The organism is Bacillus sp. SA1-12, from assembly GCF_000981385.1.
In the GTDB taxonomy this organism is placed as follows: domain Bacteria; phylum Bacillota; class Bacilli; order Bacillales; family Bacillaceae; genus Metabacillus.
The window spans coordinates 1-16939 of sequence record NZ_LATZ01000041.1 but is presented as its reverse complement, the minus strand read 5'-3'; the positions used below and the strand labels follow the sequence as shown (position 1 = coordinate 16939).

Annotated in this window: 15 protein-coding genes, 1 rRNA gene and 1 pseudogene; 14 read left to right on the top strand and 3 right to left on the bottom strand. The window is 35.4% G+C overall.

Annotated elements, in window-relative coordinates:
• Positions 1–243 precede the first annotated feature (243 nt).
• The 7 genes from WQ54_RS16770 (at position 244) to WQ54_RS16740 (ending at position 6846) form a co-directional block, all read left to right on the top strand.
• Positions 244–378, top strand: coding sequence for a BA3454 family stress response protein (locus tag WQ54_RS16770; protein WP_046515064.1), 135 nt, complete (start codon positions 244–246; stop codon positions 376–378).
• A gap of 164 nt (positions 379–542) precedes the next feature.
• Positions 543–1903, top strand: a protein-coding gene (locus WQ54_RS32770; protein ID WP_156177999.1) for an IS3 family transposase whose coding sequence is annotated in 2 segments (ribosomal slippage) — positions 543–999 and positions 999–1903 — 1362 coding nt in all. Because the reading frame shifts where the segments join, the coding sequence is not laid out codon by codon here.
• A gap of 189 nt (positions 1904–2092) precedes the next feature.
• A complete protein-coding gene (locus WQ54_RS33720) occupies positions 2093–2227 on the top strand; it encodes a BA3454 family stress response protein (RefSeq protein WP_156177998.1) in 135 nt (44 codons plus the stop codon).
• Positions 2228–2477: 250 nt separating this feature from the next.
• Complete coding sequence (locus WQ54_RS16755; RefSeq protein WP_046585667.1) at positions 2478–2690, top strand: hypothetical protein; 213 nt, start codon at positions 2478–2480, stop codon at positions 2688–2690.
• 562 nt (positions 2691–3252) lie between these two features.
• Positions 3253–4644, top strand: coding sequence for an amino acid permease (locus tag WQ54_RS16750; RefSeq protein WP_046585664.1), 1392 nt, complete (start codon positions 3253–3255; stop codon positions 4642–4644).
• 329 nt (positions 4645–4973) lie between these two features.
• Complete coding sequence (locus tag WQ54_RS16745; RefSeq protein ID WP_046585663.1) at positions 4974–5771, top strand: aminoglycoside adenylyltransferase domain-containing protein; 798 nt, start codon at positions 4974–4976, stop codon at positions 5769–5771.
• A 172-nt stretch (positions 5772–5943) separates the two neighbouring features.
• Complete coding sequence (locus WQ54_RS16740; RefSeq protein WP_046585662.1) at positions 5944–6846, top strand: aminoglycoside phosphotransferase family protein; 903 nt, start codon at positions 5944–5946, stop codon at positions 6844–6846.
• Between the two features lie 145 nt (positions 6847–6991).
• Here the strand turns inward: WQ54_RS16740 and WQ54_RS16735 are convergent, their stop codons facing one another.
• Genes WQ54_RS16735 through WQ54_RS16725 form a run of 3 tightly spaced genes read right to left on the bottom strand, consistent with a single transcriptional unit; the run spans position 6992 to position 10145 of the window.
• Entirely contained in the window at positions 6992–7888 is an 897-nt protein-coding gene (locus WQ54_RS16735; RefSeq protein ID WP_052737841.1) for a carbohydrate ABC transporter permease, read from the bottom strand.
• 11 nt (positions 7889–7899) lie between these two features.
• The gene (locus tag WQ54_RS16730; protein WP_046585660.1) at positions 7900–8784 is read right to left on the bottom strand and encodes a carbohydrate ABC transporter permease; all 885 of its coding nucleotides are present in this window, start codon (positions 8782–8784) and stop codon (positions 7900–7902) included.
• A 44-nt stretch (positions 8785–8828) separates the two neighbouring features.
• A complete protein-coding gene (locus WQ54_RS16725) occupies positions 8829–10145 on the bottom strand; it encodes an ABC transporter substrate-binding protein (protein ID WP_046585657.1) in 1317 nt (438 codons plus the stop codon).
• A 289-nt stretch (positions 10146–10434) separates the two neighbouring features.
• Here WQ54_RS16725 and WQ54_RS16720 point away from each other — a divergent pair, with 289 nt between their 5' ends.
• The 7 genes and pseudogenes from WQ54_RS16720 to WQ54_RS16690 all read left to right on the top strand — a co-directional run.
• A complete protein-coding gene (locus WQ54_RS16720) occupies positions 10435–11193 on the top strand; it encodes a phytanoyl-CoA dioxygenase family protein (protein WP_046585673.1) in 759 nt (252 codons plus the stop codon).
• An 85-nt stretch (positions 11194–11278) separates the two neighbouring features.
• Entirely contained in the window at positions 11279–12103 is an 825-nt protein-coding gene (locus WQ54_RS16715) for an AraC family transcriptional regulator (protein WP_231597554.1), read from the top strand.
• Positions 12104–12336: 233 nt separating this feature from the next.
• Positions 12337–12861 carry a GNAT family N-acetyltransferase gene (locus WQ54_RS16710; RefSeq protein WP_046585656.1) on the top strand — a complete coding sequence of 175 codons (525 nt, stop codon included), beginning with the start codon at positions 12337–12339 and terminating at the stop codon, positions 12859–12861.
• Positions 12862–13155: 294 nt separating this feature from the next.
• Complete coding sequence (locus WQ54_RS16705; protein WP_046585654.1) at positions 13156–13920, top strand: aminoglycoside phosphotransferase family protein; 765 nt, start codon at positions 13156–13158, stop codon at positions 13918–13920.
• Positions 13921–14268: 348 nt separating this feature from the next.
• Positions 14269–14586 carry a DUF3243 domain-containing protein gene (locus tag WQ54_RS16700; RefSeq protein ID WP_046585653.1) on the top strand — a complete coding sequence of 106 codons (318 nt, stop codon included), beginning with the start codon at positions 14269–14271 and terminating at the stop codon, positions 14584–14586.
• A 323-nt stretch (positions 14587–14909) separates the two neighbouring features.
• Positions 14910–16131: pseudogene (gene hmpA / locus WQ54_RS16695) on the top strand (NO-inducible flavohemoprotein).
• A 692-nt stretch (positions 16132–16823) separates the two neighbouring features.
• Positions 16824–16939 (top strand): 16S ribosomal RNA (locus WQ54_RS16690); the annotation flags it as partial.

The window sequence follows — 16939 nt, the reverse complement described above, 5'->3', positions numbered from 1 at the left end:
TTACATTTTAATAGTTTAAAATACATTTTTAGCTTATTCTTGATACAAGATATTAATACGCGTTAGGTACAGGATAGTAAAGCTTTTAAGCTAGGTAAGAAGTTTCGATTAGGTTGACACTCAGCTAATGCAACATGTTATCAAATAGAGGGATAAACTTTTTAATAAACTTTTACATAAAATCTATCAAAACTTAAAAAATCACATTTACAATATAGAAAAAAAGGAAGGGGAAAGACCAAAATGTACAAGTATATAATTAATGTATTATTCAAGGGGAAAATTTATCAAACCAATGTAATAGCTAACAAAAACAAATCAGAAGAAGAAGTGTATCAAATTGCAAAAGAGCAAATTTTGAAACAATGGGCAGGTTAAACAACAACATAGGTTATTAATTTCACCGATTAAAGTGAAACATGCTCCTTTTGCCATATACATATAGGTCAAAACCAATGATTTGAAGATAAATAAAAGCTAAGTGCCAACTTGATCTGCCCCGTAAATGTTAGACACCAAACTAACATTTACGGGGTGTTTTAATGGCCAAATTTACAACGGAAGAAAAAATTCAAATTGTATTAAGGTATTTAAAAAGAAATGAAAGTATTAATAAAGTTGCGGAAGAAGTTAATGTTAGTCCTCCTATCTTAAGTGGATGGATACGCCTTTATGAACAATTTGGTTTAGAAGCATTTATTAAATCCTATACAAGTTATTCTGTAGAGTTTAAACTAAATGTACTCAAGTTTATGAAAGACACGGGTATATCCTCTTATGACGCAGCTGCCATTTTCAATATTTCTTCACCAGGCTTGATCCGAAACTGGCGCAAGTTATTTGAGACTGGAGGAATTGATGCCCTACATCCAAAGAAAAAGGGGCGATCATCCATGAAAAAAGAAACAAAAACTAATGTTAAAAAACAATTACCAGTTGAAGGATCGCTTGAGGCTCTACAGGCTGAAAATGAGCGTTTACGTATGGATAACGCCTACTTAAAAAAGTTGAACGCTTTAGTTCAAGCACAGGAAAAATTACAAACAAAGTCAAAGCGCAAGTAATTTTTGAGCTAAAGAATGAATTTGATATCGTGGAATTAGTTAAAGTCGCTGACATTCCACGTAGTACATACTATTATTGGGAAAAACAATTAAATCGAGAGGATAAATATGCGAGTGTAAAAGAAGTTATTGATGCCGTTTATCATGAGCATAAAGGTCGTTATGGTTACCGCCGTATCCACAAAGAATTAGCGAAAAGGAACATTCACTATGATCCAAAGACCATTAATCGTTTAATGAATGAGATGGGCTTAAAATGCGAAGTGCGTATGAAAAAGTACCGTTCATATCGTGGAAAAGTAGGTAATATCGCACCTAATATACTTTATCGCGATTTCCACGCAGACAATATGAATGAAAAATGGGTAACCGATATAACAGAATTTCACTTATTTGGAGAAAAACGTTTTTTATCTCCAATTTTAGACTTATGTAATGGAGAAATTATTGCGTATAAAGTAATGAAACGTCCGGTTTATCCACTGGTTGGAGAGATGTTAGATGAAGCAGTGAAGCGAATACAGCCCGGAGATAAGGTCATCCTCCATTCAGATCAAGGTTGGCATTATCAGATGGATAAGTATCAAAATAAATTAAAAGAATATGGTATCCGTCAAAGCATGTCTCGTAAGGGGAATTGTTTAGACAACGCAGTCATGGAAAATTTCTTTGGCTTATTAAAATCGGAACTTCTTTACTTACAAGAGTTTGAGAGTATGGAACATTTTGAACGAGAATTAGAAGAATATATTTATTATTACAATCACAAACGAATGAAGGCAAAATTAAATGACCTAAGTCCAATAGAATACCGGACTCAGGTCTTAGAAGCTGCCTAATCTTTTTGTCTAACTTTATTGGGTCAGATCACTTTCACATAGGTTGTCACTTAGCTTTTTAACCATGTAACAAGTTATCCTTCCTTTACAAGAAAGGGATAAACCTTTTAATAAACTTTTACACTAGATAAATCAAAACTTAAAAAATGACCTTTACACTATAACTAAAAAGGAAGGAGAAAAAACAAAATGTACAAATATACTATCCATGTAATGTTTGAGGGGAAAATTTATCAAACCAATGTTATAGCCCAAAAAAACAAATCTGAAAAAGAAGTATATGAAATGGCTAAAGAACAAGTTCAAAAACAATGGGCTAGTTAAACAATAACTAGGAGTATTAACCAACGATTAATGGAGAGTTTTTGCTCTTTTTTCCATATACATATAAACCTTCACCAATGTTTGAAGGATAAATAAAGCTAAGTGCAACTTTCGTTTAGGCTGACACTTGGCTTTTACTATTTATTGATTTACTATTCCATATAAAAAAGAGTTATTTACAACTTTTCTTAAATAATAGACATCGTAATGGTATAATTTTACACAAACTACATTATAAGAGGTGATATGAATGAAACAATTTATTGTTTTTGGGTTTTTTATTTTAATGTTTTTATCTGGTTGTATGGTTTCTGATAATCTAAATACTAGGGAAAACGAAATAACAACTACATTTGACGAAATCCAAAAGAAATACCCAAATGCAATGCATCAACCAGTAGAAACAGAAGATGGAAAAAAGGACCTTGAAGCAGAAAAAGAGATCCTATTTATAGCGAAATAATTCTTTTATTATTTTCATAAAACCATGATCAGACACTTTTATTGAATAAAGAACGAAAAGGTTCTTCTGAGTGAAAGCCTTTTTTATGTCTTATTAAGTTAAATAGATCTGTATAGGATATGCATTCATTCTTTCTGATTTCATTCTCTGTTATGAAACTGTCATTTATTATTAAATAAACTGTAAAAAAGCTATGTTAGGATAGACACTCTAAAGGAATGTCTATCCTAACATAGCTTTTTTAATGGAAAGGGGGATTAGGAAAAAGGTGAGCAAAGAAAGGAGTTAGTACCTATACATAATGGAGAAGGACAATCACGAGTCTGCCGTTTTAGTTTGCTATTGTATTAAGGAATAATTTTTACCTGTAAGAATAATCATGTAAACTAAGAACGATTTTTCAAGAAAAGAGTTATTTGTTACACTAAAACTAGTGATTTAACATTCTATCTTTTTAGCAAAAGTGTAGGAAAGACTAAAAAGGAAAGTAAGGTGAAGAAGGAGTACCGTTTAAAAAGACATCATTTCCCTTTTGTGAGACGGTACAATAAGGAGGAAAAAAATGAATTCTTTTATGAGAAAAAAGTCTATTGAACATTTACAGCAGGAAGGTAGTAAAAACACCGGACTTAAAAGAGTCTTAGGATTATGGCAGCTTTCAGCGATTGGTCTTGGTGGAATTATTGGTGTAGGTATTTTCGTGCTAACGGGTGTTGCAGCTGCTGAACATGCAGGACCAGCAGTGATTTTATCGTTTCTCATTGCAGGACTGGCAAGTGCTGCAGCAGCCCTATGTTATGCGGAATTTGCAGGATTAATCCCGGTAGCAGGTAGTGCTTACACTTATAGTTATGCTGTATTAGGAGAAGGAGCAGCATGGCTTATTGGATGGGATTTATTGCTAGAATATGCATTAGTTGTTGCAGTAGTAGCCATTGGCTGGTCGGGTTACATGCAAGAAATCCTTCAACAGATTGGTATTCATATTCCAGTGTGGGCCCAAGGTGCTCCTGGAACAGGAGCAGGACACAAAGTAGATTTGATTGCAATGATCGTTAGTTTAGCGATTGCTGGCTTGCTTACATTAGGTATAGAAGGGGCATCTAAATTTAACAACCTGATGGTCGTCATTAAGCTAGGTATCATCCTAGTCGTCATAGGCGTAGGAAGTTTTTATATTGATTCTGCTAACTGGAACCCTTTTATGCCATTCGGTTTTGACGGAGTTATGAGTGGAGCAGCGTTGGTATTTTTTGCTGTATTTGGCTATGATACCTTAACAACAGCAGCAGAGGAAGCCAAAAATCCGCAACGAGACTTACCTAGAGCTGTTGTGATATCGTTAACGATCGCTTTATTGCTATATATTGGCATGTCACTGGTTATTACAGGTTTAGCCCCATACGAAACACTTAATAATGCGGCACCAGTCGCACAAGCTTTTGATCATATTGGATTAAAATGGATTACATTAATTATCTCAGCAGCTGCTATTGCAGGTATTTTATCTGTATTATTTTCCTTTATGCTTGCCGGTTCACGTATATGGTATGCCATGAGCAGAGACGGTTTGTTACCTAATTGGTTTACAAAATTACACACTAAGTATAAAACGCCTTATCGTCCTACTTTCATTATTGGCGTGATCACGGCAGCTGTCTCAGGGTTTACTCCTATAAGTGAAGTAGCTGAGCTCGTTAACATCGGAACTTTGGCGGCATTTATTATCATTTGTACATCCATTATCGTACTACGAAGAAAAAGGCCTGATCTAGAAAGAAAATTTAAAACGCCATTTGTCCCTGTGGTTCCTTTAATCGGAATTGGATTTTCAATCTATCTCATTATCAGTTTACCTGAAATCACCTGGATTCGTTTTGCAATTTGGATGATTGCCGGCTTTTTGATTTATCTATTGTATGGCAAAAGAAAAAGCAAATTAGCCAATGAATAACATTTTACTAATGTAATAAGACGTATTAAGTAAAGCCCTTTTTAATAAGGGCTCTTTTTTTGCTTAATTTTTTTAGTCGGTATTGATTCGTCTTGTGGTTTATTTTCATTATCTAAAACAGAAATAATGAACTAAAAATAAGTATTTATACATTCCAAAAAGGATTTTCCAGTTGTTCAGTCGAAGAATTTTTTATATGCCGATAACATCGCTTATTGTGAACTAATTTTTTTCAGCAATGAGGCCAGTTTATGGATTTATATGATTGATCAAAGACTGTGATTTAGAAATAATGAACATGAAGTAAATGGATATTGGAGTTCTTGAATATGCCATATAGTTGGAATAATTGCCCTTCTGATATTAAAAAATTTGTTTATCATCTCCTAAGTGAAATGAAAGATATGCTGAATGAAGATTTGATGGGTTTATACATACATGGATCTTTGGCGATGGGAGGGTTTAATCCGAAAAGAAGTGATATAGACGTTTTGGTTGTCACGGACAATTCATTGGCTATTGAAACCAAAAGAAAATTAGCACAATTCTGTCTAACTTGCTCGAATGACCCATATCCGTTGGAGATAAGTTTCTTAAACAAAGAACAATTAAAAACTTGGAAACATCCATGCCCATTTGATTTTCATTACAGTGAATTCTGGAGAGAACCGTATGAAGAGGATTTGGCAAAAGAGACAAATAAATATGTAAATGGGGAGATGAAAACGGATCCAGATTTAGCTGCACATATCACGATAACCATTCATCGAGGAATTTGTATAGAAGGAAAACCCATTGCTGAAGTCTTTCCTATGGTCCCGACTTCACATTATATCTCCTCCATTATGGGGGATTTCCAAGATTGTTTAGAAAGTATTGAGGAAGACCCCATTTATTGTACACTAAATTTGATTAGAGTTTTTTGGTATCTAAAAGAAAGGATGATTTCTTCCAAGCAAGAAGCAGGTAACTGGGGAATAACATCATTTCCAAATGAGATGAGCTTTACGATTCAAAAAGTGGTTACCAATTATGCAAATGAGGAAGACATTTATGATTTTGAGAAAAATGAACTTATAACAATACGAAATTATCTGTACAGAAATGTACAGGAGTTATTAAACTAATTATGCGTAAGTTTCAAACAAATTACTTAGATATAAAGTTAAAATGGAAGCGGGTTTCATTTTGCCTCTTCCATTTTAGGGGATTTTTATTTTAGCTTGAAAGGGATAAGACGTAATTAACCCCGATGACAGCGTAGTACCCCTAAAATCAAAAAATAGGAGATCAAAGAACATGATAAATTTTAACGTAGATTTAGTTCGAAATTTAATAAAAGAGCAATTTCCAGAATGGTCCCATTTAAAGATAAAACCTGTTAAAAATGGCGGTCATGATAACAGAACATTTCATTTAGGTGAAAATATGAGTGTAAGGTTGCCAAGCGCAGAATGGTACGTTCCTCAAGTAGAAAAGGAGCATAAATGGCTGCCGATCTTATCTAAGCATCTTTCCCTGCCGATTTCCAAGCCGCTTGCTAAGGGTAAACCCAATAAGGATTATCCATACCCTTGGTCTATTTATCAATGGGTGGAAGGCGAGACAGTGACCCGCGAAAATATAGCGGATCTAAATCAATTCGCCAATGAGTTAGGGGGATTTTTAGTAGAATTACAGTCTATTGAAGCGAGCGAAGGTCCTATTGCAGGTGTTCATAATTTTCATAGGGGTGGAGATTTAGCTGTCTACGATGAACAATCTAAACATGCGATTGAAAATAATAAAGCAATGTTTAATGAACATTTGTTGAATGAAATCTGGGAGTTGTCATTAGCTTCTAAATGGGATGCAGAACCAGTATGGCTTCATGGTGATGTAGCACCAGGAAATATCCTAGTGAAGGATGGAAAACTATCTGCCATTATTGATTTCGGTGTTTTAGGTGTAGGTGATCCTTCTTGTGATGCTGCAATGGCATGGACATTTTTCGATGATAAAAGCAGGAATGTATTTAAAACAGCATTGAATATGGATGAAGAAACTTGGAACAGAGCAAGAGGCTGGGCCTTGTGGAAGGCTTTAATTACTTATGATGGGAATAAGGATTCGAACAAAACAATAGCAGAAGAGTCATTGAGGGTGATTAAAATCATTATAGATGAGTACAATACAAAAGCTGAGGGTGATCTTCTAAAATAAGAGGATTATCACTTAAAAAGTTCCCTATAGGGTTTTACAATCACAAAAACATTCCAAAACCCAACAGCAGTAACGGTAACATGGAAAATAGGATCAAAAGATCAAGTCCCAAGTGATTAATTAACACCAGGGACTTGATACTTCATCACCCTTTAATTGCCCCAGCTGTAAGTCCTTCAACAAAATACTTTTGACCGACAATACTCAGAATGATTAGGACCGGGATCGCCATTAAAAAGGATCCGGTAATTGGTGAGGCATAGTCAATTTGGTATGGATTATTCATCGTTGTAATACCAACCGCAAGTGTCATCTTTGTTTCTGATGTTAAATAAATGAGTGGTCCTAAAAAATCATTCCATGAGCCCATAAAGGTTAATAAGGCGATGATTCCGATTGCACTCTTGGATAGAGGCATGGCAATTCTGAAAAACGTTCCAAGTTCACTACAGCCGTCAATACGAGCACTTTCGTAAAGTTCACGGGGAATCGAAATCATGACTTGCCGGATGAGAAAAACACCAAATGCACTTGCCGCTCCTGGAAGGATTAATGGTAAAAAGGTGTCCAGCCATCCAAATGTCCGAAACATCATGAATGATGGGACAAGAGTTAATGGGGGAGGAACTAACATAGTCGCTAACACTGAGACAAAGAGAATATTTTGATATTTAAACGTGTATCGGGCAAATCCGAATGCTACGAGGGAGTTAATAAAGACAGCTAGTACTGTAATAGAAACGGCAATGATCAAACTATTAAATAGCTGTGTCATGAATGGCAGCTTTTCAAATAACAGTTGAAAGTTTTGCAGTGTTGGATTAAGCGGAAATGGATTTAGCGGCCGTGAAACGATTTCTTCGTAAGATTTAAAAGAAGTGCCGATCATAAATAAAAATGGCAATAAGAAAATTATACTTAAAAAAGCCAGCAGAACATACGAAAAAAAGATGGAAATCATCTTTTTCTTCTTTAAACCGGTATTCAGCTTTAGGTTCTGACTTACTAAAATCGATTGATCTGTTTTATTTTGTATGTCCATTCATTCTCCCCCTAATCTTGCCCTTGGTCTTTTAAGTTGAACATCTTTAGCTGAAACAAGCTGACGATTAACATAATGATGGTGAATACATAACCGAGTGCTGCAGAATAGTTGAAATTTAACATTCTAAAACCTTGATCGTATAAATACATTGTTGGAAAAATCAGTGAATTTTGCGGTCCAAATCCTTTATTTCCTAATAAAAAGGCTTCAGTAAACATGTTGTAGGAACCTATGACAGCTTGAAACACAATGAACATCATAATAGGTTGAAGCAAAGGAAGGGTAATGAACATAAAACGTTGGAAAACATTTGCTCCATCAATTTTAGCTGCTTCTATTAGTTCGTTAGGTACATTTTGAAGACCCGCCATAAAATAAAGGATATTTATCCCTAAAAAACGCCAAACAGTCAAAAGAATAAGAGAAGGAATGGTCCATTGAGGATCCGTTAACCATCCAATTGATTCGATACCAAAAAAATTCAAACTAGCATTTAACAAACCGAAATCTTTGTTGAAAATCATGCCGAAGATAATTCCGACAGCAACTGCTGAAGTAATATTGGGTGTAAAGAAAAACGTTGCGAAATGCCCTTTCCTTTTTGCGATGAATGGCTGATTGATGAGAAGAGCAACCCCCAGAGCGATAGGTAAAACGACAAGCAAGCTTCCTAGTGCCAATTGTGTTCCATTCCACATTGACTTCCAAAACATCAGATCAGTTAAAACAAGCTTGAAATTTTTGAGTCCGCTAAAAACTTGAACATCAATTCCGCTGTGAACGCTCAACCAAAGCCCATATAGAATAGGATACAAGCCAAAGATAACAAAGAGAATAAAAAAGGGACTGATAAAAAGATACGGAGCAAATTTAAGACGTGTTGCAGGTTTCATTACATTTCCACCTCCATAAGCATTCAAAATTCCAAAAGTCCAGATTATTCAATCCCTGCTCTCGCCTTTTCAGATTCAATCAATTTAGTAAGTTCTTTTTCAACATGGGCAAGAAATTGTTCAGGGGTATATTTCCCTTTGTCGTAATCAAAATAAAATTTTTGCCATGCCTGGGCAGCAAGAGGGCGCCACCAAGCTTGGTTTTGTCTTGGTGCCTTTTCAACAAGGCTTCCATATACGTCGCCTAAATCCTGTCCGCCAAAGTACTCCGTGTATGTACTCTGTTCATGTAATCCAGGCTTATCCATCGCTGTTAGTAAAGCAGGGAATAAGTTCACGACCTGGTAACGTTTAACCGACATATCTGGATGTAATTGAGCTAACTTTAGAAATTCCCATGCCAATTCTTTCTTGTTGGAATACTTCGAAATCATAAGACCTGTACCGCCCTGAACGGTTGTTGGGACAGACTTTGGTCCGCCGATTGGCATCGGGACAGCTGCCCATTTCCCACTTAATTTAGGCGTGTTATCAACAAGCAGATTGGCCCACCAATCCGCCCCATAGGCTGCAAGATAACGCCCCTTGTTAAACGTATCCCAAAAGGCAGGGCCAGAAGGGCTAGATTTATCCATTATTCCAGCTTCCTCCCATTGTTGAATTCTTTTTAAAGCGATTAAACCCTCGTTAGTATTCATACCAATCTTACCCTCTGGTGTGACAATGTCACCGCCTTCTTGTCTTAATAGGAGCTCAAATTGACTTAATTCCTCTCCTGGTACGGTGCCAGGAAAGATGAATTTGTCTTTACCGATAAGTTTTTTCGAAGCTTCGGTAAATTGATCCCATGTTTTCAAGCTTGAAACATCAATGCCTGCTTGATCATAAATATCCTTCCTATAGTATAGAGCAGAAACAGTAGCGGCATGTTCAATCCCATATTGGACGCCGTCAACGGTATAGAGTGCTTGGCGCCCCTCTGACATAACATGTTCCAATCCATCACGCTTAAGGTAGTCATTTAATGGTTCAAAAGGAACTTTCCCGCGAATAAAGTTAGGGAAATTTCCTTGCTCGATGTCAATTAGATCTGGTGCTCCCTGACCATTTGATCGCATGGCAACTATGTACTTATCTGTCAACGATTGAAATTCCATCAATTTAATTTGAACATGAACTTCTGGATGTGTTTTATGAAATTCCTTCTTTACTACTTCATAGAAACGTTTATGAGGTTCAGCAAAAACCCAGATTTCAAGTTGATTGTTCTTCTCTGATCCATTTGACATTAATTGTTGTTTACATCCTATCAAAGCTATTGAAACAATAACTAAAATGATGGATAGCCACAATTTTTTCATGACATTCCTCCCTTATGAAAATAGTAATGACCAAGAATAAAACGCTTTCAAAAATAACGAAACGAAAACTAATGGAACTTTCCTTATAACTTAGAATATAACGAACAGTGGATAGGCTAAGCAATGGATGAAATTGATAGGAATGTGTCTCATATTGATATGCAGAAAAATTTTTTTTGGAAAATATCAATTATAGACACAAAAAGGTTGAGCAGGTGCATTTTCTTTTTCAATGAATTCTCCTAATCTATTTGTAAGCGGTTTAATAAACTGGAAGGGAAGGATGATTATGTTAAATCCTGTAACAGCAAAACGCACTTTGCCACTAACTCCAGAACAATTGAAACAATATGAGGAAGACGGCTATTTAGTCATTAGGCAAGGATGCAGTAATGATTTGATTGAAGCGTTCAATTCTCATATTTACACGATACGTTCAGCAGAGAATATTCCAGACTGGGCTCGACCTCGCAAGGGTAATGAAATTAGTGATAGAGAGCGTTTCTCATTACGTTTATTTAACCCTCATTTGCACGATGGTTTTTCCTTGCAAATGATGAAACTGCCAATTATCCGGGATACATTAGCACAAATATTAGGTGATGATGCGGTCGGCATTCAAAGTATGTACTTTTATAAATCACCAGGTTCTCCTGGTCAGGCGGCACACCAAGATTACTATTATATCGATAATAAGCCTAATACATTAACAGCTGCCTGGGTTGCGATGGAGGATGTTGATGAAGAAAATGGATGCTTGTGGGTTATTCCAGGAAGCCATAAGGATGGTTTGCTTCCTCATGGAAGGGTAAAGGATACTAGCGAACATGAATCATGGACGGATGAAACAGAAGGTGCAGATTTTTCTAAAGAAATACCAGTCGTTATGAAAAGCGGCGATATCGTTTTCTTCCATAACCTGCTGATTCACTCTTCTAAGAAAAATCGTACAAGTGACAGATGGCGCAGATCCTATGTTTGTCACTATATTCGTCATGATTCCACCGTTGTAAGGGAAGATTTAAAGAAAAAAATATCATTAATATAGCTTTTAATCATCGAAAAAAGGAATAGTCATTGATTATATCGAAATAAATTACCGATCATTTTTAATAGATGAAGGTGATGAGACGATGAACAATCCTAATATGGCGGCTGAAAATCCGCCCTATTTTATTAGTGATGCATATGCGGGTTCTATTGTTTATCCTCCAGGTGGTCAGTATGGTCCTCGAATTCAAAATGATTTACAGTTAGTGCTCCTTCATACCGGATCTATGATGATCTATGTTGACGGGGTTGCACACCAAATTCCTATTGGTAATGTTGTATTTTTAAAACCGGGGCACAAAGAGACATTTATTTTCGCGAAAGAAGAAGAAACATGGCATCGGTGGATAACGGTTACGCCAGAGTCACTTAGTGAAAAAATAGTAAAAGAATTTGAGAGTTTGCCATTATACATACCAATCTCCGATAAAATGAATCAATTAACAAGCTTAATGTTGGCGATTCACCGTGATCATTCTGAAGATAACCATGATGTTATTAACTCCTTAGGACAATCATCCATCTTGCTTTATATGACCGAATGCCGTAAACAGTACATAAGCAAGGTTCATCCAGCTGTCCTAATGGCAAAAGAAATCATTTATGAGAAATTTAATGAAGAATTGTCGTTAAAGGATATAGCCAATGAAAGCGGAGTGTGTTCGGAACATCTCATTCGTTTATTTCAAAAACATGAAAATAAAACTCCTGTTCAATACTTATGGCATTATCGGATCGAACGCGGAATGGAACTTTTACGCAATAGCGGACTCTCTATAGGGGAAATTGTCTACCGAATAGGATTTAAAACGACGTATCATTTTGCACGTCTTGTAAAAAAACATACAGGGTTTACTCCTACTGAAGTAAGAAAGCAAGCTAATTGTTTGTATGATCGAAGTGTGTAGGTGGGTGTTTTAAGCCGAATTTCCATAAGAAATTGGGATTAATAGGAACTTGTAAAAGATTCACTTACACTTACTGGTGCTTTGCTTTTAAAAGGAGCAAGGCACTTTTCTTATTTAAGGGCGGCATTCCTGTCATTAAGGAAAGAAGAGATTGAACTACAAAATGATTTAATAAAGGATTATTAGCTTCCGAAAAGAAAGAGTAAATAATAAATATGCGAGGAGATGAAAGAATGATGAAAGCGAGTAACTCTACCGTCCAGATAAAGCCTTGGGAGGAAAAAGATCTTGATTTGCTTTTTAGATTAAATGTTCCAGAAATGATGCAGCACCTTGGAGGTCCAGAGAGTAAAGAGCAGATTTTGAAACGACATAAACGATATCTTGAGCTTAGTGATAGGGGACGTATGTTCAGCATTATCTTATTCCCTGAGTTAGTACAAGTTGGTTCTGTTGGTTACTGGCAAACTACTTGGAATGATGAAAGAGTATACGAAACTGGATGGAGCGTTCTACCCTCTTATCAGGGGAAAGGAATAGCTACAATTGCAGTGAGATTAGCAGTAGAAGAGGCATCTTCAGAGAACAAGTATAAGTACATTCACGCTTTCCCTTCCGTTAATAATCTTGCTTCAAATGCAATTTGTCGGAATCTTGACTTTCAATTCATCTCTGAATGTGAATTCGAATATCCTCCAGGTAGTTTTATGCAATGTAATAATTGTCGTTTATACTTATTTTCAAGTAAGTCACTTTAGTTGAAGAAGGAGTGTTGCAGCAACACTTTTTTCAATTAATGCTCGCGAAAAAAGAACCCATTAAAAAAAATCCTTCTTCTTAGTCATCTTTTTTGTTATTTCTCATTAGGAGTCCTTTCAAACTAGAGAGAATCAGTAATGCTTCTTAAACGAATGAAGTGTTTGTTTCAATAAGGAGTAAGGCATTTATCTTATTCGAGCGGCACAGGTTAGCGGAAGAAGGATTCTTTCTATCTGCACCGAATAAATTAGATAGTGTGCAGGAGATGATCATTTCGTTAGGGAGAGAAAAAAGTGAACCTAGGTAATCCAATAGCTGTAGGAAATACAGCAAAGCTGTATCTTTGTGATAATAAAATCGTTAAAGTATTTAAAAAGGATTTACCGCCTAATCAAGCTTTATATGAAGCAAAGAAACAAGAATACGTTTACTCATGTGGTCTGCACGTCCCTAAAATAGTAGAAGTAACAGAAATAAATGGCAGACAGGCAATCATGATGGAATATGTAAAAGGAAAAACAGTAGGTGAACTCTTAATTAATAATATGGAACAAGCAGAGCATTACATAAGTATTTGTGTGAAGACACAGCAAAAAATACATTCCTTGGTAGTGGAAGAGTTAGAATTACTTGAATCAATGTCAGAAAAACTGCATCGCCAAATTCAATCTGTACATAATCTTAATAAGAAGCAGAAGGATGCATTATTAAAAAGATTACAATCATTCGTAGATGAACCTAAGCTGTGTCATGGGGATTTTCATCCATTTAATTTAATCATGAGTAAAGAAAAAGTTGATATTATTGACTGGGTTGATTCTAGTTCTGGAGATATTCGTGCAGATGTTTACCGAACATATCTATTGTTTTCACAGAACTCGGTAAAATTAGCAGAAATGTATTTGCATATCTATTGTAAGAATACTGGTTTATCAAGAAGCGAAATTTTCCAATGGGCTCCGATCATTGCAGGGGCAAGATTATCTGAAAATGTTTCTTCAGAAAATAAAAAGCGTTTAATGGAGATTGTGTCCCAATATTGTCATGAAAGTTTGTGAACAATTTAATGTCAACATATAGATTATCGGAATTGTATTATTCATTATAATTGGAAAATTGAGAGCTCAATTAAGCGATGAGCAACAAGTAGAGATTAAATCTTTATTTTGAAGGAAGAAATACATTTCATTCAATGTCTAACAGTCAGTATCCTTTCATTTTATTTGAGTAGAAAATATAACCTTTCCACTTTACCTCTTAATTTTTATCTGAATGTAGCTGCCTTTGCTTCCTCCTTCTTTTATGTAAAGAATACCTAGTAAAATAAAAAGCCTTTAAGGTTTGAAACAGTTAAAATAGGGGCAATGAATAGTGAATTCAAATCCTGGTGAAAGGAGAGATTTTTAATGGCTTTTGATACAAACAATAGCACGGAAAACAAAGTGGAAGAGAAATTGCAGTCTATGGGCGAAGAGAAAAAAGACGAGGTACTTGCTAGTTTTGAAACGTTTAAGAACTACTTAGGCGATAAAGTGTCAAAAGGGGAAAAACTTGGCATGAACGAGGAGCAACTGGCTAAAACAGCCCAAAAAGTTGCCGATTACCTGGCTAGCCATGAATCAGCACGCAATCGTGAAGAAAAGTTGCTTCAAGAATTATGGAAGGTTGGGAATGAGGAAGAACAGCACAAGCTTGCTCATATGCTTGTCAAAATGGTCCAATAATGGTTTAAGAGGCCGCCTGTTAGGCGGTCTCTATTTATGTCTTTCTCTATTTAAGGAAATCCAGTTTTATAATAGCTTGAGGCTGTTTTTTAATACATAATAGTACGATTAGGAAAATATCATAACTACCATTAAATCAAGAACGCAAATTACAATTGCTACATTTTATTCAGCAATCTAGTATTCTATTCAGTCTACGCTTGGAGTAAGCAATAGAATATAAAACCAGTAAATGGTTATATTAAAGTAAGTATCAAGAGCCTTAATAAAGCCGAAAAGATGTGAACTATTTATAATGTTTTAAATATGAGAAGATGTTTAATTTGCTGGATGAAAAAACAATTCAAATCGTTCAATCGACAGCGCCAGTATTAAAAGAACATAGTAAAGAAATTGGAATGAGATTTTACGAGTTACTATTTTCAAAAACTCCCGAATTAAATAACCTTTTCAACCAAACTAATCAAAGAAGAGGAATCCAACAAGAAGCTTTAGGCTATGCCGTATATGCAGCTGGGGAATACATTACAAACCTAGAGGCAATAAATTCTGTTATTGAAAGAATTGCTCAGAAACATCGTGCTATTGGGATTCAACCTGAACAATATCCAGTTGTGGGTGAAACCTTACTCCAAGCAGTAAAAGATGTCCTTGGTGATAACGTAACAGACGAAATCATTGATGCTTGGGGGAAAGCCTATAGTTATATTGCTGACGCATTTATTAATCTTGAGAAAAAACTTTATGAAGAAACGGAACAACAGCTTGGAGGATGGGAAGGTTTTCGTACCTTTTATGTTGATAAGAAAGTGAAAGAGAGTGAAGAAGTAACTTCCTTTTATTTAAAACCAAAAGATGGGGAACCAATTGCTACTTATAAGGCAGGCCAATACCTTACATTAAAAGCAGAAGTTCCAGGCGAGAAATATACACATATACGCCATTACAGTATTTCTGAAGCACCAAGAAAAGATTATTACCGTATTTCTGTCAAGCGTGAAGATGAACATATAGATTCACCAGAAGGTATTGTTTCAAACTATTTACATAAACAAGTTCAACCTGGTGATACACTTTTATTTTTCTGCACCTGCTGGTGATTTTGTCCTTAAACAGGATGATATGCCTGTAGTGATGATAAGTGGAGGTATAGGTATCACTCCATTATTGAGTATGTTGGATTCAATTGCAGCAGAACAGCCACACCGTCAAGTAACTTTCATTCATGCAACAAAAAACAGCAGAACTCATGCATTTAAAGAACAAGTTAAGCAATTAAAGAATAATCATCCTAATATAAAGTCAAATGTATGTTATGACTCGCCAACTGAAGAAGATAAAAAATCTCACCATTACGATAAAGAAGGATTCTTGGATTTTGATTTTCTGCAGTCAGCTATTACCATAAAAGAAGCTCATTTTTATATATGCGGTTCCATACCATTTATGGAAGTAATGGTAAAGGCATTAAATGACTTGGAAATACCAAAGGGACATATTCATTTTGAAGCTTTTAGCCCATTAGCAATTTTAGGAGAAGAATAATCTAATATAAAGGATCTTCACTTCGAAGATCCTCAGTACCGATAATCCCTCATTTATTTTAACTAACATTTTATATTCTTGTGGCATCCGATCAACTAGGAGGCTAGAACTGAATAAAAGTAAGGTAGTTACGATAACCTTAGTAAATGAGTTTAAAGAATTAGAATGATTATTTTATAGAATGATTAAAAGAGCAGCCCCAGCAGAAGTAATTAATTGTTACATTTTAGTGCACCTATTAAAAATATCCTACAAAAAATATTGACTTCTTTAATTACAAGTGATAAAATAACAATCCTGTCGCAATGATGTAGTCACAAGCGATATTTTCACTCAGAAAGTTTTTTCGTAGAAGTAGATAAGAATGAAGTTGTTTAGTACAATGTTTTTCTTGATGATTAAATATCGACAAAAAACAATTTAAAAATATTATTGACTTCTACGAATTCTAGTGATAAGATATTATTTGTCGCCACGAGATCTCAACTAGAGATCAGCGATATTTTTCTTTTTTAAAAATTTTTCGCAGAAGTTGACAAAAAAGAAATAGTTTGATACAATGATATTTGTCGCTGTTTCTTTAGATTCAGTTGATATTCATCTTGATAGTTCTTTGAAAACTAAACAAAACAGAAACGTCAACGTTAATTCTAAGTCTATTTAATAGACATTTTATGAGCTGTATCAACTCTTTATTGGAGAGTTTGATCCTGGCTCAGGACGAACGCTGGCGGCGTGCCTAATACATGCAAGTCGAGCGAATCTGAGGGAGCTTGCTCCTGAAGATTAGCGGCGGACGGGTGAGTAA

Bases quoted from the DNA above. Each gene is read 5' to 3' on its own strand.
- WQ54_RS16740 (WP_046585662.1), top strand. From the start codon at position 5,944: ATGATAAATTTTAACGTAGATTTAGTTCGAAATTTAATAAAAGAGCAA.
- WQ54_RS16750 (WP_046585664.1), top strand. From the start codon at position 3,253: ATGAATTCTTTTATGAGAAAAAAGTCTATTGAACATTTACAGCAGGAA.
- WQ54_RS16770 (WP_046515064.1), top strand. From the start codon at position 244: ATGTACAAGTATATAATTAATGTATTATTCAAGGGGAAAATTTATCAA.
- WQ54_RS16715 (WP_231597554.1), top strand. From the start codon at position 11,279: ATGAACAATCCTAATATGGCGGCTGAAAATCCGCCCTATTTTATTAGT.
- WQ54_RS16755 (WP_046585667.1), top strand. From the start codon at position 2,478: ATGAAACAATTTATTGTTTTTGGGTTTTTTATTTTAATGTTTTTATCT.
- WQ54_RS16735 (WP_052737841.1), bottom strand. From the start codon at position 7,888: ATGGACATACAAAATAAAACAGATCAATCGATTTTAGTAAGTCAGAAC.
- WQ54_RS33720 (WP_156177998.1), top strand. From the start codon at position 2,093: ATGTACAAATATACTATCCATGTAATGTTTGAGGGGAAAATTTATCAA.
- WQ54_RS16700 (WP_046585653.1), top strand. From the start codon at position 14,269: ATGGCTTTTGATACAAACAATAGCACGGAAAACAAAGTGGAAGAGAAA.
- WQ54_RS16720 (WP_046585673.1), top strand. From the start codon at position 10,435: ATGTTAAATCCTGTAACAGCAAAACGCACTTTGCCACTAACTCCAGAA.
- WQ54_RS16745 (WP_046585663.1), top strand. From the start codon at position 4,974: ATGCCATATAGTTGGAATAATTGCCCTTCTGATATTAAAAAATTTGTT.
- WQ54_RS16710 (WP_046585656.1), top strand. From the start codon at position 12,337: ATGATGAAAGCGAGTAACTCTACCGTCCAGATAAAGCCTTGGGAGGAA.
- WQ54_RS16725 (WP_046585657.1), bottom strand. From the start codon at position 10,145: ATGAAAAAATTGTGGCTATCCATCATTTTAGTTATTGTTTCAATAGCT.
- WQ54_RS16730 (WP_046585660.1), bottom strand. From the start codon at position 8,784: ATGAAACCTGCAACACGTCTTAAATTTGCTCCGTATCTTTTTATCAGT.